This window comes from Pseudomonas sp. 3296, from assembly GCF_031456615.1.
Lineage (GTDB): Bacteria > Pseudomonadota > Gammaproteobacteria > Pseudomonadales > Pseudomonadaceae > Aquipseudomonas > Aquipseudomonas mucoides.
In genome coordinates, this window is record NZ_JAVDUY010000001.1 from 477,444 (window position 1) to 500,396 (window position 22,953).

24 protein-coding genes are annotated in these 22,953 nt (G+C 56.0%); 9 read left to right on the forward strand and 15 right to left on the reverse strand.

The annotated features are described in order from the left end of the window. Positions 1 to 3: 3 nt before the first annotated feature. From J2X66_RS02350 to J2X66_RS02375, 6 genes are all read right to left on the reverse strand, one after another. A complete protein-coding gene (locus J2X66_RS02350; RefSeq protein WP_310261428.1) occupies positions 4 to 1,107 on the reverse strand; it encodes a hypothetical protein in 1,104 nt (367 codons plus the stop codon). Next, positions 1,107 to 2,327 carry a polysaccharide biosynthesis C-terminal domain-containing protein gene (locus J2X66_RS02355; RefSeq protein WP_310260368.1) on the reverse strand — a complete coding sequence of 407 codons (1,221 nt, stop codon included), beginning with the start codon at positions 2,325 to 2,327 and terminating at the stop codon, positions 1,107 to 1,109. The genes J2X66_RS02350 and J2X66_RS02355 overlap by 1 nt, the downstream gene beginning before the upstream one ends. Then, the gene (locus J2X66_RS02360) at positions 2,324 to 3,436 is read right to left on the reverse strand and encodes a polysaccharide pyruvyl transferase family protein (protein WP_310260370.1); all 1,113 of its coding nucleotides are present in this window, start codon (positions 3,434 to 3,436) and stop codon (positions 2,324 to 2,326) included. Before J2X66_RS02360 ends, J2X66_RS02355 begins: the two co-directional genes overlap by 4 nt. Positions 3,437 to 3,451: 15 nt before the next feature. After that, positions 3,452 to 4,534, reverse strand: coding sequence for a glycosyltransferase (locus J2X66_RS02365; protein ID WP_310260373.1), 1,083 nt, complete (start codon positions 4,532 to 4,534; stop codon positions 3,452 to 3,454). Positions 4,535 to 4,638: 104 nt separating this feature from the next. After that, positions 4,639 to 6,867, reverse strand: coding sequence for a polysaccharide biosynthesis tyrosine autokinase (locus tag J2X66_RS02370; RefSeq protein WP_310261430.1), 2,229 nt, complete (start codon positions 6,865 to 6,867; stop codon positions 4,639 to 4,641). 44 nt (positions 6,868 to 6,911) lie between these two features. Further along, positions 6,912 to 7,352: a low molecular weight protein-tyrosine-phosphatase gene (locus J2X66_RS02375; RefSeq protein ID WP_310260375.1), complete on the reverse strand. Its 441-nt coding sequence runs from the start codon at positions 7,350 to 7,352 to the stop codon at positions 6,912 to 6,914. Between the two features lie 271 nt (positions 7,353 to 7,623). Between J2X66_RS02375 and J2X66_RS02380 the strand changes: the two genes are divergently transcribed. Then, entirely contained in the window at positions 7,624 to 8,595 is a 972-nt protein-coding gene (locus J2X66_RS02380) for a glycosyl hydrolase family 5 (protein ID WP_310260378.1), read from the forward strand. Positions 8,596 to 8,611: 16 nt separating this feature from the next. Here J2X66_RS02380 and J2X66_RS02385 read toward each other — a convergent pair whose 3' ends face one another. Beyond that, a complete protein-coding gene (locus J2X66_RS02385; RefSeq protein WP_310260381.1) occupies positions 8,612 to 9,016 on the reverse strand; it encodes a hypothetical protein in 405 nt (134 codons plus the stop codon). A gap of 281 nt (positions 9,017 to 9,297) precedes the next feature. Between J2X66_RS02385 and tal the strand changes: the two genes are divergently transcribed. Then, a complete protein-coding gene (gene tal / locus J2X66_RS02390; protein WP_310260384.1) occupies positions 9,298 to 10,224 on the forward strand; it encodes a transaldolase in 927 nt (308 codons plus the stop codon). 73 nt (positions 10,225 to 10,297) lie between these two features. Here the strand turns inward: tal and rssC are convergent, their stop codons facing one another. Both rssC and rssB read right to left on the reverse strand, forming a co-directional pair. Continuing rightward, complete coding sequence (rssC, locus tag J2X66_RS02395) at positions 10,298 to 10,780, reverse strand: anti-sigma factor antagonist RssC (RefSeq protein WP_007943680.1); 483 nt, start codon at positions 10,778 to 10,780, stop codon at positions 10,298 to 10,300. Next, positions 10,780 to 11,961: a two-component system response regulator RssB gene (rssB, locus tag J2X66_RS02400; RefSeq protein WP_310260389.1), complete on the reverse strand. Its 1,182-nt coding sequence runs from the start codon at positions 11,959 to 11,961 to the stop codon at positions 10,780 to 10,782. Before rssB ends, rssC begins: the two co-directional genes overlap by 1 nt. Positions 11,962 to 12,237: 276 nt before the next feature. On the opposite strand from rssB, the gene J2X66_RS02405 reads away from it, so the two are divergent. Beyond that, entirely contained in the window at positions 12,238 to 12,537 is a 300-nt protein-coding gene (locus J2X66_RS02405; RefSeq protein ID WP_310260391.1) for a PilZ domain-containing protein, read from the forward strand. Positions 12,538 to 12,597: 60 nt separating this feature from the next. On the opposite strand, the gene J2X66_RS02410 is transcribed toward J2X66_RS02405, so the two are convergent. Continuing rightward, on the reverse strand, positions 12,598 to 13,287 hold the full coding sequence (locus J2X66_RS02410; RefSeq protein ID WP_310260393.1) for a VacJ family lipoprotein: 690 nt from the start codon (positions 13,285 to 13,287) through the stop codon (positions 12,598 to 12,600). A gap of 201 nt (positions 13,288 to 13,488) precedes the next feature. Between J2X66_RS02410 and J2X66_RS02415 the strand changes: the two genes are divergently transcribed. Together J2X66_RS02415 and J2X66_RS02420 are read left to right on the forward strand one after the other, a co-directional pair. Continuing rightward, entirely contained in the window at positions 13,489 to 14,109 is a 621-nt protein-coding gene (locus tag J2X66_RS02415; protein WP_310260396.1) for an HAD family phosphatase, read from the forward strand. A gap of 109 nt (positions 14,110 to 14,218) precedes the next feature. Continuing rightward, on the forward strand, positions 14,219 to 14,482 hold the full coding sequence (locus tag J2X66_RS02420) for a DUF4404 family protein (protein WP_123434328.1): 264 nt from the start codon (positions 14,219 to 14,221) through the stop codon (positions 14,480 to 14,482). An 84-nt stretch (positions 14,483 to 14,566) separates the two neighbouring features. On the opposite strand, the gene queF is transcribed toward J2X66_RS02420, so the two are convergent. Beyond that, positions 14,567 to 15,397 carry an NADPH-dependent 7-cyano-7-deazaguanine reductase QueF gene (gene queF, locus J2X66_RS02425; RefSeq protein ID WP_310260400.1) on the reverse strand — a complete coding sequence of 277 codons (831 nt, stop codon included), beginning with the start codon at positions 15,395 to 15,397 and terminating at the stop codon, positions 14,567 to 14,569. Between the two features lie 61 nt (positions 15,398 to 15,458). Continuing rightward, a complete protein-coding gene (locus J2X66_RS02430) occupies positions 15,459 to 15,983 on the reverse strand; it encodes a cupredoxin family protein (RefSeq protein WP_310260405.1) in 525 nt (174 codons plus the stop codon). Positions 15,984 to 16,138: 155 nt separating this feature from the next. On the opposite strand from J2X66_RS02430, the gene J2X66_RS02435 reads away from it, so the two are divergent. After that, the gene (locus J2X66_RS02435) at positions 16,139 to 16,819 is read left to right on the forward strand and encodes a heavy metal response regulator transcription factor (protein ID WP_310260408.1); all 681 of its coding nucleotides are present in this window, start codon (positions 16,139 to 16,141) and stop codon (positions 16,817 to 16,819) included. Beyond that, positions 16,819 to 18,168 (forward strand): heavy metal sensor histidine kinase, encoded by a 1,350-nt coding sequence (locus J2X66_RS02440; protein ID WP_310260411.1) that lies wholly within the window; start codon positions 16,819 to 16,821, stop codon positions 18,166 to 18,168. The genes J2X66_RS02435 and J2X66_RS02440 overlap by 1 nt, the downstream gene beginning before the upstream one ends. Before the next feature lie 126 nt (positions 18,169 to 18,294). On the opposite strand, the gene J2X66_RS02445 is transcribed toward J2X66_RS02440, so the two are convergent. From J2X66_RS02445 to J2X66_RS02455, 3 genes are all read right to left on the reverse strand, one after another. Beyond that, on the reverse strand, positions 18,295 to 19,539 hold the full coding sequence (locus J2X66_RS02445) for a lipoprotein-releasing ABC transporter permease subunit (RefSeq protein WP_310260414.1): 1,245 nt from the start codon (positions 19,537 to 19,539) through the stop codon (positions 18,295 to 18,297). Between the two features lie 62 nt (positions 19,540 to 19,601). Then, positions 19,602 to 20,285 carry a lipoprotein-releasing ABC transporter ATP-binding protein LolD gene (gene lolD / locus J2X66_RS02450; RefSeq protein ID WP_185045107.1) on the reverse strand — a complete coding sequence of 228 codons (684 nt, stop codon included), beginning with the start codon at positions 20,283 to 20,285 and terminating at the stop codon, positions 19,602 to 19,604. A 7-nt stretch (positions 20,286 to 20,292) separates the two neighbouring features. Next, on the reverse strand, positions 20,293 to 21,543 hold the full coding sequence (locus tag J2X66_RS02455; protein ID WP_027921673.1) for a lipoprotein-releasing ABC transporter permease subunit: 1,251 nt from the start codon (positions 21,541 to 21,543) through the stop codon (positions 20,293 to 20,295). Positions 21,544 to 21,637: 94 nt separating this feature from the next. Here J2X66_RS02455 and J2X66_RS02460 point away from each other — a divergent pair, with 94 nt between their 5' ends. Continuing rightward, the gene (locus tag J2X66_RS02460; RefSeq protein ID WP_027921674.1) at positions 21,638 to 22,216 is read left to right on the forward strand and encodes a PilZ domain-containing protein; all 579 of its coding nucleotides are present in this window, start codon (positions 21,638 to 21,640) and stop codon (positions 22,214 to 22,216) included. A 14-nt stretch (positions 22,217 to 22,230) separates the two neighbouring features. Next, a complete protein-coding gene (locus J2X66_RS02465) occupies positions 22,231 to 22,953 on the forward strand; it encodes a glycerophosphodiester phosphodiesterase family protein (protein ID WP_027921675.1) in 723 nt (240 codons plus the stop codon).

Here is a 22,953-nt window from a genome sequence, read left to right on the forward strand (position 1 = left end):
ACCTCAGTTCAAGACGCTTGAATCAACCGACTCAGGTTTTTTTGAGCGCAACTGCAACCCCAGCCCCAGAAACAGGACCGGCACCACCATGGAGAAATGTCGGGCAAACGAGCCAAAGTCAGGCTCGAACAGCCCCTGCACCAATAGAAAGGACAGTGGAATAGCGATTAGCTCTTTGACTTTCGGTTCGATGAGCGAGCCCTTGTAGTGACTCGACGTCATCATTTTGAACATCAACAACGAGGTCATCATCATCAGGACAACAAAGATGATCTGCCCCAGGCCGGATAAAAGAATCAACTCCACCGGGAACGACAACCTGAAAAAGATGCTCATCGAATCCACGGCCTGCGATACAAAATCACCGCCGTTGATCCACGACACGATCAATGACTTTGAGCCCTCCTCGCCCAGCGTCCGTTGTTCATTGTTACTGGCCCGAATGGACGAAACCGAATAGCCGACCAGCAGCTGAATCGCTGTTGCGATCGCCAGATAGAACGCGAACAACATCAGGAAAAAGCTAAAACGCGACACATGCTTTTTCATCACGCACACGCCAACCCAGACCAGCGAAAACAGGATCCAGTAGGGGCGGATCAGCACGCCGTAAAACAGCGCAGACAGAAAAAAGCCCACTCGGTATCGCTTCGAAAATGAAAAAACCAGAATGGCAATCACCGCCACCGAGACAATGATTTCCTTGGTCAGGTTATCGAGGAAGAACGACCGGACCACGCCCCACAAACACAAGGTCAGGAAAATCGTTATCGGTATTCTTCTGAAAATAAAGATCGGGATCGACGTCAGAAACAGATTGCACAGCATCCCGTAGGCCCAGGCATTGGTCAGGTTTATGCCGGTGGGACGTAGCAGGTAAGCGGAGCATTCGTAAGAAGACCGGTCTGGCGAGAAGGGATTCCAGAAGTTGCAGTTGTCTGAACGAACGTATGAAGACCACAACGTCATCGCATCCGGACCTGGATCCCGGTGCATCAGCAACGGCATCGCAATGGACAGAAAAAGACCGCAGAACAAAATCAGGAACGAGATCGACGAGTCGAGTTTTCGTCCACGAAACTCTATGGAAGGCAGAGACAAAGCCATTACAACGCCCCCTTCGCCCGGGCAAACCTGGTCAGCAAAGCGATAACGACCAGTTGCACCGTAATCGAGAAGACGTTCCCCCACGCCGCGCCATAAATTGAATAATGTTTAATGAGTACATAGCTGACAGGCAGTGAAACCATCAGGCATATCGCCGCACTGGCCAGCGACACCCGACTGTTCTTCGACGCAATAAGACCGCCCCAGACGATGTCGCCGACGGCACGCAGGGCAAAGGAGAAAATCAGAATGGTTAAAATCCTGTTATCCGGTCGCGGGACTGCCACGTCCACATAATCCAGCAGGACATTGAAGAAGGCATAAATCAGCACAGCCACCGCGCCGGAAACGATGAGGGAGCGCAACACCCATTGATTCAGGAACAGTTGCCGGACTGTCAGCGCCTGTTGATTATTCTTGTAGCGCTTGGCAAGAACCGGAATGCCGACGACGGCAACAACCGCATAGGACAGCGCTTGCAAGGTGTTGGCCGCAGACCAGGCATACACGTACTTGCCGAGACTGGCGTACGGTTCAATGTCCAGGATAAGAAAACGCTCGGCGTACTGACTGAGTGCGATCAGGCCACCCCCCAGATAAAAGGGCAGCCCTGCTCGCCAGACCGAAACGGTGGTGACGACACAGACTTCCCGCCCCTTGTGAACGTTCACCACAATCAAGTAACCCGCGACGATGACCAGCAGGTTGGTGACCACCCAAAGCCAAAGAACACTGGTGATGCTGGACACTACGCCCGCCATCAATCCCGCAACAGCAAGTAGCGCCCAGAGCCCGGTTTTTATAAAAAACAGTACCGCGCCCCAGTTGGCTTTTTGCGCCGAAAAAACAAACGAGTTTATTTCGAAGGAAAGATGCTCGGTGAGCAGCAGAAGCGTGACACAAGCGATCAACGCGGCACTCGCCTGCACATCGCTGAAGAGCGAGTACAGGGCGACCGTGACCACCGACAATAACAAACCAACAGCCAGATACAGGACCAGCACCCTATCAACGACAAGCCGCGAACTGCCCCCGACACTGATCAGCCGATTGATTTCAGAACTGAACCCGACACTGTAAAACTTCGAGGCTATCAAAGAGGCCGCGACCACAACGCCGTAAAAGCCCAATGCGTCATAACCCAGATAATGAGTGATGGCCAGCACCAGCAGAAACTTTGCGCCTAATGCACCTCCCCGCAGCAACAACCGAAATATCATCGAACAATCCCTTTGATGATATTGTCCATCTGCACCGTTTTGGCTTCGATTTCTTTACAGGTGTCCGTGAGTTTCTTGCCGAATCGGGTGAGCGCGTTGGGGGCGTAGACCGTGTCGATGATGGTGTCGACATTGATGTCGCCTCCATTGATCACCCAGTCTTCCACGCCCATGTCCTGATACGCACCGAAGCCTTTGCGTTCATAACTGATATGGAAAGCGGGTACGCCGGCGAGGAGTGACTCAATCGCCCCGTGCAACCGGACGGAAATAACCAGGTCTGGCTGATACTTCGCCAGTGTTGCCTTCAAGGGCAGCAGGTCCTCGTTAATGCCAAGTTCCCGGTAAAACGCGCCATCGTCGTTGCCGCGGACGGCGCTCTGAACAGCGCAGACCACTTTGCTTTTCGCCCTGAGTCTCTGCAATAGAAGCTTCAGGTTCGCGACGTAGGCAACTTTCTTCTCTTTGCTCCACTCTGGTGGCTTGCGTAAAACAACGCAGACCACAGCAGGAGATGGCGCACAGCGGGTGAACTTGGGCTGGACCAGGATCTTTTTCGCCAGCGCCTGAACTGCCAGGTCCGGCGCCCGATAGACATTTTCATTGGATTGGAAAATAGCCGACGACCTGTTATCCCTGACAAATACGGCATCGGCCTTGGTGTAGTGCTCTACGATTTTGCTGCTCTCGCCATGGAACGGACCGATACTTTGCGGAAGATAAACCGACGGCACCTTGCTCAAAATCGCCGTTTCAAGTTGTTTGGCATGACCCAGTTTCAGCTTGATATGCTCGAAAGCGCTTTTTGAGCGCATGTACCCACCACCGACCCCGACGATCAGATCGGTAGTTTTCAACAGATCGGCAAGGGGCGCGTAAGACTGGTTAAGAAAAACCGCCTCCTTCACTCTTCCGAACCCTTTAGCCGCCATCACCGGCGCGTCATACCGTTTATACGGGAGATAACTGAACGATTGCGGGTCTGACGCAACTACGTTTATTAACGTGTCTGCGCCGAAGTTGCGCAGCACCATGGCAATCGCCAAATCAACGAGAAGCCCATCACCCGAGTTCGACGCGCTGTAGCCATGCAAAATAGTTACGTTCATGATCTTGATTTCTACTTAATAAGTTTGAGCGGAATACACGTCATAGGTTTGCTGGATCATCAACGTTGCGCTGAACTGTTCGCGCACTTTCTTGCGGCTTTCAGTGCCAAGCTCCAGCAGCTTTTGTTTTTTGATATTCAGCAAAATGCTGGCCAGCGCCTGGTAGTCACCGGTCGAAAACAGGTAACCCGTGATGTTGTCCGTCACCAGTTCAGGCAGCGATGTGCAGTCACTGGCGATCACCGGCACGCCCATGGCCATCCCTTCGAGAGGCACCATGGCAAAGCCCTCCCAGCGACTTGGCACAATCAGGGCATCCGCCGTTTTATACAGTTCGTTTACTTCAGCGGGAGTCACCCAAGGCAGGTACTCCACGGCGTCAATATCGGGGCACTCGACGGTATCTTCGTTGACCGCACTGCCAACGACAGTGAGCCTCAAGTCAGTTCGCTCGACCTCAGCGAACGCCTTGAGCAACAAATCGAAGCCTTTCTGGTAGTCCAGTCGACCGACAAACAGAAGATGAATGTCCGTACTCTCGCTGGTTTTGCTCTCATCACTTTTATAATGAATACCGTTGTAGATCAGCTTCATACGGTGACGATCAATACCAAACGATGCGGCTTTATCCATCTCATACTGACTGACACAGATAATGACATCGGTCACTTTCTGCAAAATCCGCTCAATCAGTGAATACACTTTCTGTTTGACAGGAGAACTCTCCATCAAGAAGGAAAATGCATGCGGGCAGTAAACAATTTTAGGCGACCGCCAAGGGCGCATGACCAGACAGACACACCGGCCGATCACTCCGGAGAACGTGCTGTGCAAGTGCACGACATCCGGTTTTTCCTTGAAAATCACACAAGCCAGTTTCCAGGCAAATCGCAACAGGGACATGACATCGCGCTTGTTCCGGGAAAAGGTCCTGATGTTTTTCTCATCAATACCGTGCAGCTCTTTCTTCTGATCGAACGGAACCAGATAAACCAGTTCATACTTCAGTGCGTGGTCCTGAGGAGGGGTCGATATCGTACGGATAACCGTCGCAACACCACCTTTGATTGTTTCCGCCACGTGCAGTATTTTTTTCATAATCCACCTATCTCCATGAACTTAGTCGCAGGCAAGCCGCGCTGAAAGTGGCTAACAATCGTTAAACCACTTTCAACTCGATTACCTGATAGATAGAACTCGCATCAGGACTTGTCAGAGGCGTACTCATAGTTGTAATAGCCATAACTGCCATTACCGTAATAGCTGGACGCGCGTTTCTCGACGCCGTTAAAAATGGCGCCCTTCAACTCGATACCGTTTTGCGCAAATCGACGTATTGTCAATTCGATCTCTTTGGCAGGATTCACACCAAAGCGCGTCACAATCAGATTAATGGCGGCTTCGCGTCCTACGATGGCAGCATCTGTCACTGCCAGAAGCGGTGGTGTATCGATGATCACCACATCGTAGAGTGCACTCAGTTCTGCCAGGAGCTCTCTGAAGTTGGCATGCATCAACAGCTCTGATGGATTAGGCGGCACCTGCCCGCGACTAATAAAATGCAAGTTGTCCGTTTCAATTCTATTGATCGCCTGCTCAATACTGCAGCGCTTGGTTAATAGATCGGACAAACCATTGGTGATCGGCGTTGCCAGGGTCTTGTGCAGATGACCTTTGCGCATATCGGCATCGATCAGTACGACCCGCTGCCCGCTTTGAGCAATGACCGCCGCCAGGTTAGATGACACAAACGTTTTGCCCACCTGTGGACTCGGCCCGGAAATCATGATCCGATTGTTGGTCGCATCCAGCCCTGCAAAATGCAGACAGGTTCTCAGGCTGCGTATCGACTCGATCGACAGGTCAGTGGGATTACGCAGGGCCAACAGAAAAGACTGGTTATTGGCGGCGTCACCCAGCCGAAGTTTTTTGCTGTCTTCTTCCCGCTGCAAATCGCTGTATGGAATGGAGGCATAAACAGGCAGCCCAAGCTGTTCGATGGCTTCCGGCCCCTCGAGTCCTCGGCTCAGGGATTTACGCACCAACACCAAGGCAACACCGACAAACCCGCCAAGGAAAGTTGCAATGAGAACGATCAGGGCTTTGCGTGGTTTGACCGGGGTTGTGGTATCGACGTCGGCGGTATCGATCAACCGCGCATTGCCAACCGCCCCTGCCCTGATGATGTCCAGCTCCTGGGATTTATTCAGCAACTGGGTATAAATCTGTGTCGCCACTTCCACATCACGTGTGAGGTTCAACAGCTCCTGCTGCGTTGCCGGAAGATCCTGAACCTTCTTCTCCAAACCATGGCGCTGCTTGTTCAAATCCCCGATTTGAGCCATCAAGGCGCGGTAGGCCGGGTGCTCTCGGGTGAACTTTCGATCCAGGTCCGCTTGCTGGAGCTTCAAATCGGAGATGCGCGTATCCAGCACCACCATCTGTTCCAGAACAGACTTGGTTTCAAGTGAGATATTTACCGTATTGCCGCGGGTTTGATAGCTGTTCAGCGCGTTGCTGGCTTTGACCAGATCCTCTTTGACTTGAGGCAGTTGCGCCTGCAGGAAGTCCAGGCTCTGGGCCGCCTCGGCAGAGGTGCGTTGCACATTCTGCTGTACATAAAGTGTCGATATCTTGTTGAGGATCTTCACCGCCAGGGTGTAGTCGGTGCTGGCAAGGGCCAGGCTAATAATGCCCGACTCTTTACCTTGCTCAGAGACATCGAGAGCGTCCTGGTAATTCTGAATGGTGACAATCCGTGGATTGCGAACGACTTCAAATTTTGTGCCCGGATTCGCGGCCATGCGCGCGACAAGCACCTCGACCCCATTGTCTACAACTGCGTTGCCTGTCGTGCCGGCGGCCAACAAACCGCCATTGTCATCGTAAAGCTTGAAGCGGTTCTGCTCTTCAGCCACCAGGGTCAATTTTTTACCCAAAAGCTCATCAGGCAACTTGAGCTTCTCGATATCAAGACGCTCGCCCCCCCAGGCATAACTGCTCATGCCGAAGCGCGCAGGCGAAACACTTTCCGTCGGAGTGCTCTTGTATCGTCGTGCGATAAACCCGCCCACGACAGGAAAGGTGTTGGGCGTTATCACGATATCCAGGCGCAGGTCATCGACGGTTTTACCGATGACCGCGCGGGACTTGATAATTCCGATTTCGGTCGCCGCCGGGGATTGGCCGCCCAGCATGCTGCTGATATCCGAGAACCCCAACATGTCGTTCTTTTTCGGTTCGACCTGTACCAACGCGTTCGCCAGATACACAGGTGGCGACAATATCGAATAGGCGGCGCCGGTCACCATGAACGCACCAGTGATGGCACCTATTAACCATTTATGATCAATCAATGTGCCCAGTAAGCCGAGAAGATCAATCTCGTCTCCCTCTTTATCCCGGGTGCTGACTACTGACGGTAACTGCATAAGGTCTATTCTTTTACCTTTAATACTAATCTGAAAATCATCCATCAACGTCCGAGGCGCTGTGCCCATGAGCAAACAGCATCTTCAATCAATGCATGAGCATGGACAAAAGCAGCGTTTCCTTGACGATACGGGTCCTTTATTTCGCGCTCACTCTGCCACTTGCCCAGAAGAAACACTTTGCCCCTCGCGTGCGAGGCAATATTCAGCACGCCTTTTACATGCTCTTTTTCCATGACCAGAATCAGGTCTGATTCATTAACAATCGCAGGCGTAATTTGCCGCGCTTTAAACCCTTGGGCAGCGCGACCCTTTTCTTCGAGAACGGAAAGTGCGTTGGGCTCCATAGACTCGCCCACCCGCGCGTCCAGCCCCGCGGAGGTTACTGAGATATCCGTAGGCTCCAGCGCGTCGCGCAGCAACATTTCAGCTGTTGGACTTCGGCAAATATTGCCCACGCAGACGATAAGGATCTTTCTGAACAAGGCTACTCTTCCCGTGTAGTGTCGAATCGGCCAATGTGTAGCGGGGATAGGAGTGAACCGATAAAATCGGTCCCGCATTCAGAGATGGATCGATCATGGAAATACAAGGATATTAAATACCACGACACATAAAAAACGCCCAACCAGAATAGCCGGACCAAAAATAACGACAGTAATCTGCGCATTATTTTTCCGACTAAAAATAACAATGGTGCATCGACAATAGAGAATTGATGATATGGCTGTACTACTCGCCCCTCAGGAATCAGACATGACCTTAACGTGTTTTCGATGTATTAGCGTCTCAACACTATTGTTACTCGGCGCATTCAATCACGCTAACGCCAGCCAAGCTTTTCCCGCATTGGCAGAGGGCAACAAGACCATAGGCGTTCAGGTAAAAATTCAAAACTTCTCTGCCACCGATGCCCGGCAAATCAAGGACTCTGGCTTCGGGTTCGTGCGTTTTGGCGTATGGACCAACAGCTTGAACAGCCCGGCGTACCAGAATCAGATCAATGAAGCTTTCGCTGCCGCCAAATCTGCCAACTTGCCAGTATTGATGACCGTTCGCTCAACCAAAGCGTTAACCGGCAAATCGAAAAGCGGTGACGATGAACTCGCCAACGCAGGCGCGGCATTCGCAAACTCAGTCATCGGCCTGGAAAACACATACAGCACGCAGCTTGTGGCCATTGAAATATGGAATGAACCGGACTTGCCAAAATACTGGCCCACACAGGATTTTGAAGTAACCTTTGTGCCGTTCATGAGCGCAGTGTGCAACGGATTGCAACATCGCGATCATTCAACACCGCTGATCGGGTTTGGATTCGCACGGGCGCCCACCACAGGCTCCACGTCGACCGCCGCACTGACTAAAATCATGACTGCATATCCGAAATGCCTGAGTGCTGTCTCCTATCACCCCTATGGTATGTCGGGCACTGAGATCAGCAGTGCCCAAGCATTTATTCTCGACAGTTTTCATGTACCCGGCGTGATTACCGAATGGGGAGTGCCATCGCTCAGTTCCATCGGAGGAACTACCGGACAGGCCACGCGCATCACCAAGTTCATTTCCGACGTCAAGCAACTGAACATACCGCTGACATCTCTTTACGAATGGAAAAACAGCGACTCAGGCAGCAATGACCGTGAGCGAAGTTTTGGATTAAAGTCTTCTGATGGCAACTCAAAACCAGCGGAAGCGGCCGTCAAGTCGCTATTAAAGGCACAATGAGTTACGGCCTCCGTGGTTAATGGAGGCTCTTGTTCGTACATTCGGAATAATTCGTCGCATCGAGCGCCAGTGAGGCTTCCACCAGCACTTCCAACAATAAGACTTGCGCTTCAATGCGCAGGTCTTGCTGACGTTGTTGCGCGTAGTTCATTTGCTCCATCATTACGCGCGTGACCTGAGAAGGCACGCTGTGTTTCACTCGCTGCAGCCAACCGGGAATATTTTTTGCGGCTTTAACCCTGCCCATTTCAACCACACCCTGCAAATTATCAGGGTGGTTATTTTTTGAAACGACCATCAATTCTTCAAATACTTCGGTGAGTTTCTTCAGGACATAACCCAAGATAAGGTCATCGAAGGTCCCCACATTTCCAGACACCTGCTTCCCCTGTGAAGTCATCTTCCCATCCGATACATCCATTTATCAGCAGCACGTTACACGGCATCCCGGCCTCGCTATTTGACATCTTATAACGGCGGGACCCGACCCTTTTTAACAGCACCTTCTAAAGATAAGGCGTCAACGGTCAGTTACCTTGAACCTGTGCCCGGTTTTGGCATCGTATTAACCGATACCGTGCCCCGCCATTCAAACAGCCGTTTTCAGGTTGTTGCCGCTGGGGCCATTGATACGTACATGCGCCCTTGAGTGGCTGTCAGCGCTCGGGTAATGTCATTAGACCCACAGGACAGAGCACGCCCATGACTTCCAAGCTGGAACAACTGAAACAAATGACCACCGTGGTTGCCGATACCGGCGACTTCGAAGCTATCGCTCGCGTTAAACCGGTGGACGCCACCACTAACCCTTCCCTGCTGCTCAAAGCCGCGGCGATTCCTGCCTATGCCGAATTGCTGAACGCCTGCGTTCACGATTGCAAAGGCGATGTGGGCCTGGCCAGCGACCGTTTTGGCGTTGCAGTCGGGCAAGAGATTCTGAAGGTTGTCCCGGGCCGCATTTCCACTGAAGTGGATGCGCGCCTGTCGTTCGACACTGACGCCGTATTGAAGCGCGCGCACCGTCTGATCGAACTGTACGACAAGGCCGGCATTGGCCGTGACCGCGTGCTGATCAAGATTGCCTCCACCTGGGAAGGCATTCGCGCCGCAGAGACACTGGAAAAAGAAGGCATTCAGACCAACCTGACACTGTTGTTCTCGTTTGCTCAGGCAGCCGCGTGTGCCGATGCAGGTGTGTTCCTGATCTCGCCGTTCGTGGGCCGGATTTACGACTGGTACAAAAAAGCCAACGGCAACGACTACGCCGGTGCGGATGATCCGGGCGTGCAGTCGGTGACCCGTATCTACAACTACTACAAAGCCAATGATTACAAGACGGTGGTGATGGGTGCGAGCTTCCGCAACCTGAGCCAGATTGAGCAATTGGCCGGTTGTGATCGCCTGACCATCAGCCCGGACCTGCTGGAGAAGCTCGCGGCGGACACTGGCAAGCTGGAGCGCAAGTTGGCGCCTGGGCATGCCGGTGAGGCGCGTTTGAGCTTGAATGAAGCGCAGTTCCGTTGGTTGTCCAACGAGGACGCGATGGCGACCGAGAAACTGGCTGAGGGCATTCGTCAGTTTGCTCGCGACCAGGAGAAGCTTGAAGCTCTGCTGCAAGCCAAGCTGTGATTTGAGTTAGCGCAATGCAAAAAGGGCGAACCTTGATGGGTTCGCCCTTTTTTGTGCCAGTCACTTCAAGTGATCAGTGACGCTCCAGCGCATTCACCAGGTCATGGAACGCTTCGCGATTGTGATCATTGAGGCCCATGAGGATTTTGTGGGCTTCAAGCACCTTGATCCTCACCACTTCCTCGGACTGGTCCTGGTCTGGCAGGTCGTCCAGGCATTCCGGGCACGGCACAGGCTGGTCAACAATGTTGAACACTTGCTCGAAACCCATGGACTCCAACAAACGGGTGATGTCTTCGTGGGTGGTGACGACAGTCGGCAGCAGGCCGACTTTCTGCCGCGACAGGATCGACAATTTGGCCAGCAGGCCAAGGGTGGTGCTGTCGATACTGCGGGTTTCGGTCAGGTCGATCACGATGGCGTTGAAATTCAACGCGGTGAAGATCCGATCAATAGTCGCATCCAACGCCGAACACAGGGTCAGGCGAACTTCACCGACGAATTTCAGGACGAAGGTGCCGTCCTGCTCGGCGAACTGGATTCTACCGGTACTCATTAAAGATTCCTGCTCAACACCAACAGGGCGATATCATCCGGCATCTCCCCAAGCGTGGCCAATCCAAAAACCTGCCGCAGCCCATCCAGGGTGCCGCCCGCAGCCTTGACCCGTTGGGGCAACGCCGCTTCTTTTTCTTTGAGTGTGGCTTCTGGCAAAAGGTCCAGAATGCCATCAGACATCAGCGTCAGGCTGAACGTCGGCGGCAGCTCCAGCACGTGGTCTTCGTAGGTGGCTTCATTAAAGAGCCCCACCGGCAGACCGCGCCCTTCCAGATAACGAACACTGTCTGGCGTGTACAACACTGGCAACGGCAAATGACCACCGATGCTATAGGTCAACAAACCTGTCTCCTCGTCGATGACTCCACCGACCATTGTGACGTGTTTACCCAGCTTACAACTGATCAGGCCTCGGTTGATATGACCAAGGACCTCTGAAGGCTTGAATTCCGGCAATGTACCGCTGCGCTTGGATTCGAACAGCAAGCGCGTGGTCATGAACTTCAGCAGCACGGTAACGAACGCTGAAGAGGCGCCATGCCCGGAAACGTCTGCCAGATAGAAGGCTACCCTACGCTCATCGACCCGAAAGTAGTCAACGAAATCACCCGAGAGGTACAGCGACGGGATGATCTTGTGCGCAAACTGAAACTCGTCGATGGTCCAGGGGCTGACCGGCAGCATGTTCATCTGCACCTGGCGACCGGCGTTCTGGTCTTCCTGGAGCAGGTTCAGGCTGGCGGCGAGCTCGCGGTTGGCCTTTTCCAGCTTCTCGCGGTAGCGCTGGTTTTCCAGCAGCAGGCGCGCACGATCAAGGGCCCGGCGCACAGAATGCTCGAGCACTGCCAGATCTTCGAGAGGCTTGATCAGGTAATCCGCCGCGCCAAGGCGCAGTGCCTCGACCGCGTCGTTCATCACGCCGGCACCCGAAACCACAATCACCGGCGTTTGCGGGGACCGTTCGGTAACCTGGCGAATGAGTTCGAGTCCGCCCATCTGCGGCATGCGCAGATCGCAGATGACCAAGTCGGGCTTGTCTTGCTCGAATACCTGAAGACCCTGTTGGCCATTGCTGGCCTGCAGGACACTGAAACCACTGTCTTCCAAATAGGCCGCGAGACTCGCGCGCACTACTTCGTCATCATCGATTATCAGCAGCGTGGCACTGGTTTTTGGCATGTGGGCAAACGGCGCCAGAATTAGGTTGGCGTAGCAGGCACGGGTTTTAGCCCGGCTCACACTACTGGATTCGCTTTCTAGCCTCTCTGTTGCACCGTTTTCGAGCGTTTGCCCTACTCACCTGTACACCAGAGGTGCCCTTCTAAGGCGCAGACGGTACTCCCATCCGAGAGGCGTTTCAAGCTCACGCCGATGGTCGCTTGGCGTCTTTACTTGTCAAATCACCGGGAGTTATAAGAACAGACAAATCCGAAACCCAATGGAAGGATCGAGCCCATGAGTCAAACCGGTCGGGACTACAGCGAAAAGCGCGATTTCATCCGCATGCGAGTCGATGCCGATGTGTCGTTGATTCATGAAGGTGATGAGGTGCCAGCGGTCTGCATCGACCTTTCCAGCAGTGGCATGCAGGTTGAAGCGAAGCGTGAGTTCAAAGTGGGCGACCGGCTCAACGTGCGCATCGAGTCCGATCACGCCGCATTAAAAGGTCTTGAGGCCGACACCGAAGTGGTGTGGGTGAAGCCTTTGGACGGTGAAGGTCAGAAACTCGGGCTTACAATCTTGAAGATGAAATAAGCCGGATCCAAAACGAAGAAGGCGGCCCATGGGCCGCCTTCTTCGTTTTACCGGTCGAGATTAAAAATCGTCTTCAACCTTGCCGTCTTTGACTTTGAACTCGCGGTTCTGCAAGTACGCATTACGGATGAAGATGTACTTGTCGCCGGTGATCAGCTTCTCGCTCGACAGCAAGCTGGCACGCGTGTCGACGATGTTCAGGCCGAAGACCGAGTTACGCACCGGCACATCGTTGATGTAAGGGTACGGGCCGGTGTAGCTGTCGACGAACTTGGACGGCGCATCTCGCAAGGTGCTTGGGCCCAACAGCGGCAGCATCACGTAGGGGCCGCTGCCCATCCCCCAATAGCCGAGGGTTTGACCGAAGTCTTCGTCATTACGATTCAGGCCCATCTTGGTCCCGACATCGAAAAAGCCCAGCAGGCCGAACGTGGTGTTGAAGATGATACGTGCAGTGTCGGTGCCCGCCGCGGCCGGTTTAGCCTGCAGAATGTTGTTCACCAGATTGGTGACGTCACCGACGTTGCGGAACATGTTATGGATGCCATCTTCCAGAAACTGCGGCGTGATGTATTCATAGCCCTGAGCCACAGGCTTGAGTGCATACGTGTCGATCACATCGTTGAATTTGTAGATCGGACGGTTAACGCTTTCCCAAGGGTCGTCTTCCGACGCAGCCTGAGCCGCAAACGGAACCAGCAACACGCTGGCACACACAAAAAGCTGAGCGAGATGATTGCTCCAGCGCATAGAAAAACTCCTTGGATTTTTACTGGCGCGGGCACGTGGCCCGGGCGTTAAGCTAATCAGTATAAGATGGAAAAGCCGATTTAGGCAGCATCGTGCGCATCCGCCTACAGATGAATCGTCCGGATTGAGAGCGCTTCACATCAATGTCACTCAACTGTCACTGACGCCGCATAGCCTTGTCACTATTTCAGGGACGCTCCTATGCCGCACGCCGAGACCTTGCCCGTTGCAGCACCCAGCTTGACCGCCGTCCTGTTCGGCCTCAGTGGTTGCCTGGTGGATTTCGGCGCCCGGACGCGCCAGCACGGGGCTTATTCTGCCGAGCACGCCGAAGCCACTCCCGGCGCGCTGGACAGCCTGCGCAGTTTGCAGCGCCAGCAAATCCCCTGCGCGTGGCTCGATGAATTACCCCCCGCCCTCAGCCATTCCCTGGCCGTCACCCTGCCCTCCTGGATCAGCTCATCGCAACATCCAGCAACAATCAACCCATGGCCCGCGCCGAACGCTTGCTGGCATGCGCTGATGGCGTTGAATGTCGAACGCCTGGATGGCTGCGTGCTGGTCAGTGGCGAACCCCGGTTGCTGCAATCGGGTTTGAATGCCGGGTTGTGGACGATTGGCCTGGCGTCCTGCGGCTCGCTCTGCGGCCTGGCGCCCAGCGAATGGCACGCATTGACCCAAAAGGAGCGCGAGCACTTGCGGGGCAAGGCGACAATGCAGCTATTCGGGCTGGGCGTGCATTCGGTGATCGATCATCTCGGCGACCTCGACACCTGCCTGGCCGATATCAGCCTGCGCCGGCTCAAGGGCGAAAAGCCCTGACCGAGATCATGCAGGTTGTGCGCAAGTGGATTAATCTAAAGGTCAGCCATAGACCTTTGGCGCGAGGCTGCGGTCTATGCCAGTGCCTATCGATAAAAGGAAGAACGCCATGCCTGCCCGCGAACTGCAAGAACAACTCAATACTCTGCGCGAGCAATTGGAACAGAATCCACCGCTCAACGAAGATGAGCGTAAAAACCTGCACGAGTTGATGGCGCAGATTGAAGCCGAGATAAAACTGGAAAGCTCAACCCAAGACACCAGCCTCGCCGACGGCGTGAACCTGGCCGTCGAACGCTTTGAACTGGAACACCCTGTTATTGCCGGCACGTTGCGCAACATCGCGCAAACCCTGGGCAACATCGGGATCTGAACCCGCCGGATACAAAAAAGCCCCGCTAGCGATAGCGGGGCTTTTTCATATCCAGGATTTGCAATGCAATCCCACATTAGATCTTCACTGGCGGACCAGGCGATGGTTCGGCAGTTGAACGGTTTCGGTGCTGCGGTACGGGTTGATATCCAGCCCGCCACGGCGCACATACCGCGCATACACCGTCAATTTCTCCGGCTTCAATAACCGTTGCAAGTCGAGAAAAATCCGCTCCACGCACTGCTCATGAAAGTCCGAGTGCTGACGGAAGCTCACGATGTACTCCAGCAAACTCGCGTGATCCAGTGCCGCGCCACGGTATTCCACCGCCACGCTACCCCAATCCGGCTGGCTGGTGACCGGGCAGTTGGATTTGAGCAAATGGCTGTGCACGCTCTCCTCCACGATGTGCGACTCATCGCAACGCAGCAGCTCCGGACGCGGGTGTTCGTAGTTGCTGACGCTGATGTCCAGGTCATCAATGCACACACCCGGCAACGCAACCACGCCTTCGGCTTCTACGTCCTTGAGACTGCGAATACGCACGCCAACCGGTTTGCCGGCAGCCGCCGACAGGTCTTTCGCCAGCGTCGCTTCGAGGCTCGCCGTATCGGCAAACGGCGTCTGGTTCAGCGAGTTGAGGTACAGCTTGAACGACTTCGATTCGATGATGTTCGGCGAATCCGCCGGGATGCTGAACTCGCCAATCGCCACGACTGGCTTGCCGGACGGTAACAGCCACGACAGTTCGAAGCAGTTCCAGAAATCCACGCCTTTATAGGGCAGGGTTTCAGCCGTCAGACCCAACTCGGCCCATTTCGCGGTGCGCGGGATCGGGAACAGCAGGGACGGCGTGTAAGTGGCAATGTATTCGCTGGATTTGCCCAGCGGCGAGTGTTCGGCTGCGGGATGCATGGCGGAAACCTGACTGAAGAATCAGCGGATTCTACCAGCCTTTGCGCCCGCCATTGAGTGCTTACTGACTGACAGTCAACTTGCCGACCATGCCGGCCTGATAATGGCCGGGGATGTTGCAGGCAAACTCCAGGCTGGTGGCCTTGGTGAAGGTCCAGGTCAGCTCGGCGGTTTTACCCGGCTCAACGAGGACGCTATTGGGGTCGTCGTGCTTCATCATTCCATGATCCATGCCCGCCATCGAACCGTGGTCCATTTCCTTCATGCCTGTAGGTGTAAGCATGCCACTCTGTTGCATCTGCAACATTTCCTGCTGGTGTTTGGCATGCATCGCCGCGTCCCCCAGGTTGAATTCGTGCAGCAACTGGCCTTTATTCACCAGCACAAAACGAATGGTCTCACCCGCCTTGATATCAATCGCCTTGGGGGTGAACGACATGTCGCCCATCACCACTTCTACACTGCGAGTCGCCTGGGCCGCCGCAGCGGGTTGGCCAAAGTCGTAGGACTGCGCCGGGGCAGCCCACACCGGCGAACTCAACGCCAACAAACACGCCATCCGCAGCAAAGATTTGCGCAAAAACATAGTCGTACTCCAACAAGATAAGGTTCAGCCTGTAGAAAACTCTAAACTGCGGCCACTGCCCGCAACCTGACAGCCAGATTACAAATTTGTCAGGTTGACCTGAAATAACGCCGCCCACGGTATAAAGCGTTCGTTCCATTTGCCCAGAGTCGCTCATGAAATTGCTGATCGTCGAAGACCAACCGAAAACCGGCCACTACCTGCGCCAGGGCCTGACCGAGGCCGGTTTCAATGCCGAGCTGGTGGCCGATGGCAGCACCGGGCAACAACTGGCGCTGAGCGGCGACTACGCGCTGTTGATTCTCGACGTGATGTTGCCCGGCCGTGATGGCTGGCAGATTCTGCAAGCGGTGCGCAGTGCCGGCCTCGATACGCCCGTGCTTTTTCTGACAGCGCGTGACGCGGTGGCGGACCGGGTCCACGGCCTCGAATTGGGCGCCGACGATTACCTGGTCAAACCGTTCGCCTTCTCGGAATTGCTGGCCCGGGTCCGCAGCCTGTTGCGTCGCGGCAGCGCCTCGCCACAGGAAACCAGCCTGCAACTGGCCGATTTGCGCCTGGACCTGATCCGCCGTCGCGTCGAGCGCAGCGGCCAGCGTATCGACCTCACGGCCAAAGAGTTCGCCTTGCTGGAAATGCTCCTGCGTCGTCAGGGCGAAGTCCTGCCCAAATCGCTGATTGCCTCTCAGGTCTGGGACATGAATTTCGACAGCGACACCAATGTGATCGAAGTCGCCATCCGGCGTTTGCGCCTGAAGATCGACGATGAATTCCCCAACAAGCTGATCCACACCGTGCGCGGCATGGGCTACGTCCTTGAAGAGCGTATTGCCTGATGCGGCATCTTTCGTTGAGCAGCCGTCTCGCGTTGCTGTTTGCAGCCTGCACGGCGGTGGTTTCGCTGTTCGCCGGGGTGTTGTTCAGTCGCGCCAGCGAGGCGCACTTCGTCGAGCTCGATCAGCAATTGCTGGACGGCAAGTTGATTGGATTGCGCCGGGCGCTTCACGACATTCAATCCAGCGAGAGCAAAATCAGGCTCGCGGATGAATTGAGCCGCCAGGCCGATTTATCGCTGCGTATTACCGGCAGCGATGGCCAGCGCTGGTATGACAGTTCGACGCAGCTGCCGGACAAGCTGCCGCAAACATCCGGCTTGTCGACGCTGAACGACGGCGGCACCGACTACCGCGTGTTGAATGCGCCGCTGTTTGTCGACAAACCTGATTCCCCACAACTGACTTTGTTGCTGGACATCACCCATCACCAGCACTTTCTGCAACGCATGCAGCATCTGATCTGGCTGACCGTGGGGTTGTCAGCCCTGGCCACCGCCCTGCTAGGTGCCTGGGCAGCGCGTAGCGGGTTGCGCCCGTTAAGGCGCATGAGTGCGGTCGCCCGCGGTGTGTCGGCGCAATCACTGAATGCGCGCCTGCCTGAAGAGAACATGCCGCCAGAACTCGCGGAATTGGCCCACAGTTTCAACGCCATGCTCGGACGCCTTGACGACTCTTTTCAACGACTCTCGGCATTCTCCGCCGACATCGCCCACGAACTGCGCACGCCACTGTCGAACCTGCTGACCCACACGCAGGTCACCCTCACCCGCCCGCGGCCTATCGAGGATTACCGCGAGGCGTTGCACAGTAACCTCGAAGAACTGCAATGGATGGCGCAACTGGTCAATGACATGTTGTACCTGGCCAAGGCGGATCACGGATTGCTGACGCCCAAGCGCGAACCGCTGGAACTGGCGCAGGAAGTGGATCTGTTGCTGGAGTTTTTTGCGCCGCCGGCGGAAGACGCTCAGGTGACACTCACGCGGGAAGGTAACGCGCACCTGGAGGGTGATCGCAGCATGTTGCGGCGGGCGCTGTCCAACCTGCTGGATAACGCGTTGCGGTTTACGCCGGTAGGGGGTGAGGTTCGGGTGCGGATTGTCGAGCAGGCCAAAGGGTTGAGCCTGACGGTTGAGAACAGTGGTGATGGCATTGACGGGGCGTTGCTGCCGCGATTGTTTGACCGGTTTTATCGGACCGATCCGGCGCGCCAGGAAGGTAGCAGTGAACATGCGGGATTGGGGCTAGCGATTACACAGTCGATCGTGCGTGCCCATGGCGGGCAGATTCGTTGCGAATCGGGGAATGGGTGGACGCGGTTTGTGATTGAGTTGCCTAAGGGAAGTTGAGGCCAGCAGTTCCGGCCTCATCGCGGGCAAGCCCGGCTGCCAAAGAGTTTGGAGTCGTTCACAACGGTGTGATTCAACTCGATCAACTGTGGGAGCCGGGCTTGCCCGCGATGGCGATTTCAGGCGTTACGAATACCGCAACGCGTGAGCCGGCTCGATCTTCGCCGCGCGCCAAGCCGGATAGACCGTCGCCAGGAAGCTCAGGATGAACCCCGCCGAGCAAATCAACAGCACATCCCCGCCCTGCAATTCCGAAGGCAGGTTACTGACGAAATACACGTCAGAACTGAAAATGTGCTGCCCGCTCACCCGCTCGATCCAGCCCACCAGCTCACTGACGTTCAACGCCGCAATCACGCCCAACACGCCGCCGATCAAGGTCCCGACAATCCCGATCACGGTGCCCTGGACCATGAAGATCGCCATGATCTGCCCCGGCGTGGCGCCGATGGTGCGCAGGATCGCGATGTCCGCGCCTTTGTCGTTCACCACCATGATCAGGGTCGCGATGATGTTGAACGCTGCCACGGCGACGATCATCAGCAACAGCAGGCCGATCATGGTTTTTTCCATTTTCATCGCGCTGAACAGACTGCCCTGGGTGTGGGTCCAGTCGTCAGCCTTATAGGCAGCACCCAAACCGCTGGCGATGTCGCTCGACACTTGCGGCGCGGCGTACAGATCCTTCACCGCCAGGCGCACGCTCTGCACCTGATTCGGCTCCCAATGCTGCATTTGTGCGGCATCGGCCATGTGGATCAACGCCATCGAACCGTCCAGTTCAGCCCCGACCTTGAACACGCCAACCACGTTCAGGCGCTGCATGCGCGGGGTAATCCCGCCTGGGGCAGTGCTGACTTCCGGCACAATCAGGGTGATCTTGTCGCCGACGTTCAAACGGAAACGCCGCGCCGTGATTTCGCCAATCACCACGCCGAACTCACCCGGTTTCAAGGCATCCAGACGCCCCTGAACGATGTGCTTGGCAACGATTGAGACCTCGCCTTCCAATGCCGGATCGACGCCGCTGACCTGGATCGGCTGCATCGAGCCCTTGTAGGACAGCATGCCTTCCATCTCGGTGAACGGCACGGCGGCCGTGACTTCCGGATTTTTCATCGCGGCCGCTGCAACCGGCTGCCAATCGTCAATCGGGTTCACGCCGACGATGGTTGCGTGCGGCACCATGCCGAGGATTCGCGAGCTCATTTCGCGCTGAAAGCCGTTCATCACCGACAACACCACGATCATCGCCAGCACACCCAGGGCGAGGCCGATCATCGAAGTCATCGAGATGAAGGAAACAAAGCGATTGCGGCGCTTGGCGCGGGTATAACGCGCGCCGATGAAGATCGATAACGGTCTGTACATTCGCTGGGCACCGTATAGAAATAAAAGACCCGACGTCGTTCAAGACGCCGGGTTTCGGTCAATCAGATGGGTGTCAGGCAACCTTCCTGCAAATGCAGGACGCGATCCATCTGGCGAGCCAGGTTCATGTCATGGGTCACCACCAGGAACGCGGTGCGCATCGAGGTGCTGAGTTCCAGCATCAAATCCTGAATGCCCTGGGCGGTGTGGGAGTCGAGGTTGCCGGTCGGCTCGTCGAGCATCACCAGGCCTGGCTTGTTCACCAGGGCACGGGCGATGGCGACGCGCTGACGTTCGCCGCCGGACAACTCGGACGGCTTGTGCTCCAGGCGATGGCCCAGCCCTACCCGCTCCAGCAAGGCCGTGGCACGCTGACGTGCTTGCGGGATCGCAGTCTTGCCGATCAGCAACGGCATGCAGACGTTTTCCAGCGCGGTGAATTCCGGCAGCAAATGGTGGAACTGGTACACGAAGCCGAGGGAGCGGTTACGCAGCAGGCCGCGATTCTTCTCGCTCAGTGCCGACAGTTCTTCACCGTCGAGCCAGACACTACCCTTGGTCGGCGTATCCAGACCGCCCAACAGGTTGAGCAAGGTACTTTTGCCCGAACCCGAGGTGCCGACAATCGCCACACGCTCGCCCGGGTGCAACTCCAGTTGCAGACCGGCCAGCACTTCCACCGACTCCGGGCCTTCCTCGTAGGATTTGCCCAGGTTGCGGCAGCTCAAGATTGCTTTATCACTCATGCCCGACTCACTCATAACGTAGCGCCTCCGCAGGCTGGGTGCGCGCGGCACGCCAGGCTGGATACAGGGTGGCGAGGAAACTCAGGACCAACGCGGCGCCGCAGACCATCAAGACGTCCTGGCTCTGTACTTGCGACGGCAGGTAATCGATGAAGTACACGTCGGCGTTGAGGAATTTATGCCCGATCACGCCTTCTAGGGCCGAGATCGCGGCGCTGACGTTCAGCGCGGCGAAGATCCCGACCACAGCGCCAATCAGCGTACCGACCACGCCGATGACGGTGCCCTGCACCATGAAGATCGCCATGATCGTGCGCGGCGTGGCGCCCAGAGTACGCAGAATTGCGATATCGCCCTTCTTGTCGTTCACCACCATCACCAGCGTGGAAATGATGTTGAATGCGGCAACGGCGACGATCAGCAACAACAGCAGGCCGATCATGGCTTTTTCCATGCGGATGGCCTGATACAGGTTGCCGTGGGTGCGGGTCCAGTCGCGGGCATAATAACGATCTTCGCCCAGTTGTTGCGCGATGCTCCACGCGGTGCGTGGCGCCTGGAACAGGTCGTCGAACTTCAGGCGGATGCCCTGCACCTGATCCGGCTTCCAGCGATGCAGCCTGGCCAGATCCTGCAAATTGGTGATGCCCAGATAACCGTCCAGCTCACCGGCACCGACATGGAAGATGCCGACCACGGTAAAGCGTTTCATGCGCGGGAACATGCCGGCCGGGGTCACGGTGACTTCCGGCGCGACAAACGTCAGCTTGTCGCCGAGGGCCGCACCGAGCTTGGCCGCGGCCTTGTCGCCGATGACGATGCCGAATTCACCCGGCACGAGATCGTCGAGTTTGCCCTGCTGCATGAAGTTATCAATGATCGAAACGTTGCGCTCCAGCGCAGGATCGATGGCATTGAGCAGGACTTTGGAAACTTTGCCGTTGTTGGTCAGCAAACCCTGCATCTGGGTAAACGGCGCCACGGCCGTCACCTGCGGGTTTTGCTTGACCTTGGCGGCCAGGCTTTGCCAGTCACTGATCGGCTCACTGGACTCGATGGTCGCGTGAGGCACCATGCCCAGCACGCGGGTGCGCATCTCATGATCGAAGCCGTTCATGACCGACAGCACCACAATCATCACCACCACGCCAAGGGCGAGACCGATCATTGAAGTCAGGGAAATGAACGACACAAAATGATTGCGACGCTTTGCACGGGTATAACGCGTGCCAATAAATACGAAGAGAGGTCTGAACATGTCGGGGCTTGTTCGGAGGGAAAAGGAACGTCCTTGTGGCGGGGGTCGATAACCAGCTTTACACTCAGACCACCGCCGCTACCATGGGTTCGCCATGTCGACATTAGATGAAGAAGATCGCCGCGAATACTACCGTATCGAGGACACGATCGCACTGGAAATTCGGACCCTGTCCGCTCCCGAGGCCGCAGGCCTTGAAGTGTTGCAGGATGCTTCTCCACTGTTCAACTTGCTCAGCGAACTGCACCTGAGCGAATTCGAGTCGCAACACCTGCTACGCCAGATCAGTGAACGTGACCGCAACCTTGCGGCGTTCCTGAAATCCCAGAATAAACGCATCGATTTACTCAGCCAGGTGATTGCAATCACCGTGCTCGGGCAGATTGGCGAGCCGCAGCCGGTGATTATTTCCGAAGGTGGCATCGACTTTCAGTACCCGACACCTATCGCCGTGGGCGCGCACCTGTCGGTCAAACTGGTGTTGATGCCGCAAGCCCTCGGCCTGTTGCTGCGAGCCCGCGTCACCCATTGCGACCGCAAGGCGGGCGCCTTTGACGTCGGCACCGAGTTCGAACGCCCGACCGATGCCCAGCGGCAATTGCTGGCCCGCTACATTTTGCAGAAGCAGGCCCAGGAACGACGACTGGCCCGCGAAAACGAATCAGGCATCTAATTTAAGGAAGAACCGTGACCCTCATCTACGGCCATCGCGGCGCCAAGGGCGAAGCACCGGAAAACACCCTGACCAGCTTTCAGGAGTGCCTCAAGCACGGCGTGCGCCGTTGCGAACTGGACCTGCACCTGTCCATGGACAACGAGTTGATGGTCATCCATGACCCGACACTCAAGCGCACCACTGACCGTCGCGGCAAAGTCGTCGAACACACGGCGGCCGAACTGGTGACTTACGACGCACGCAAAGGTGGCCCGGGCTGGATCAAACCCTGCCCGATTCCGACGCTGGAAGAATTATTCGAAAAATGCGACTTCGATCACTGGCAGCTGGAAGTCAAAAGCGCTTCGCGCACCCGCGCCGCGACTACGGTGCTGGCAATTCGTGAAATGGCTCAGCGTTTCGGCCTGCTCGACAAGGTCACAATCACCTCCAGTTCACGCGAAGTGCTCAAAGCTGCGCTGGACCTGGTGCCGGATGTGTCTCGCGGCTTGGTAGCCGAATACGCCTGGCTCGACCCGCTGAAGGTCGCGCAAAGCTATGGCTGTGACATTCTGGCGTTGAACTGGACGCTGTGTACGCCGGAACGCCTGCAGAAGGCGCAGCGTCAGGGGCTGCATGTGTCGGTGTGGACAGTCAACGAGCCCGCGCTGATGCGCAGACTCGCCGACTTCGGCGTTGACAGCCTGATTACAGACTTTCCCGGTTTGGCCAGCGCCACGCTCGAGAATTGCTGA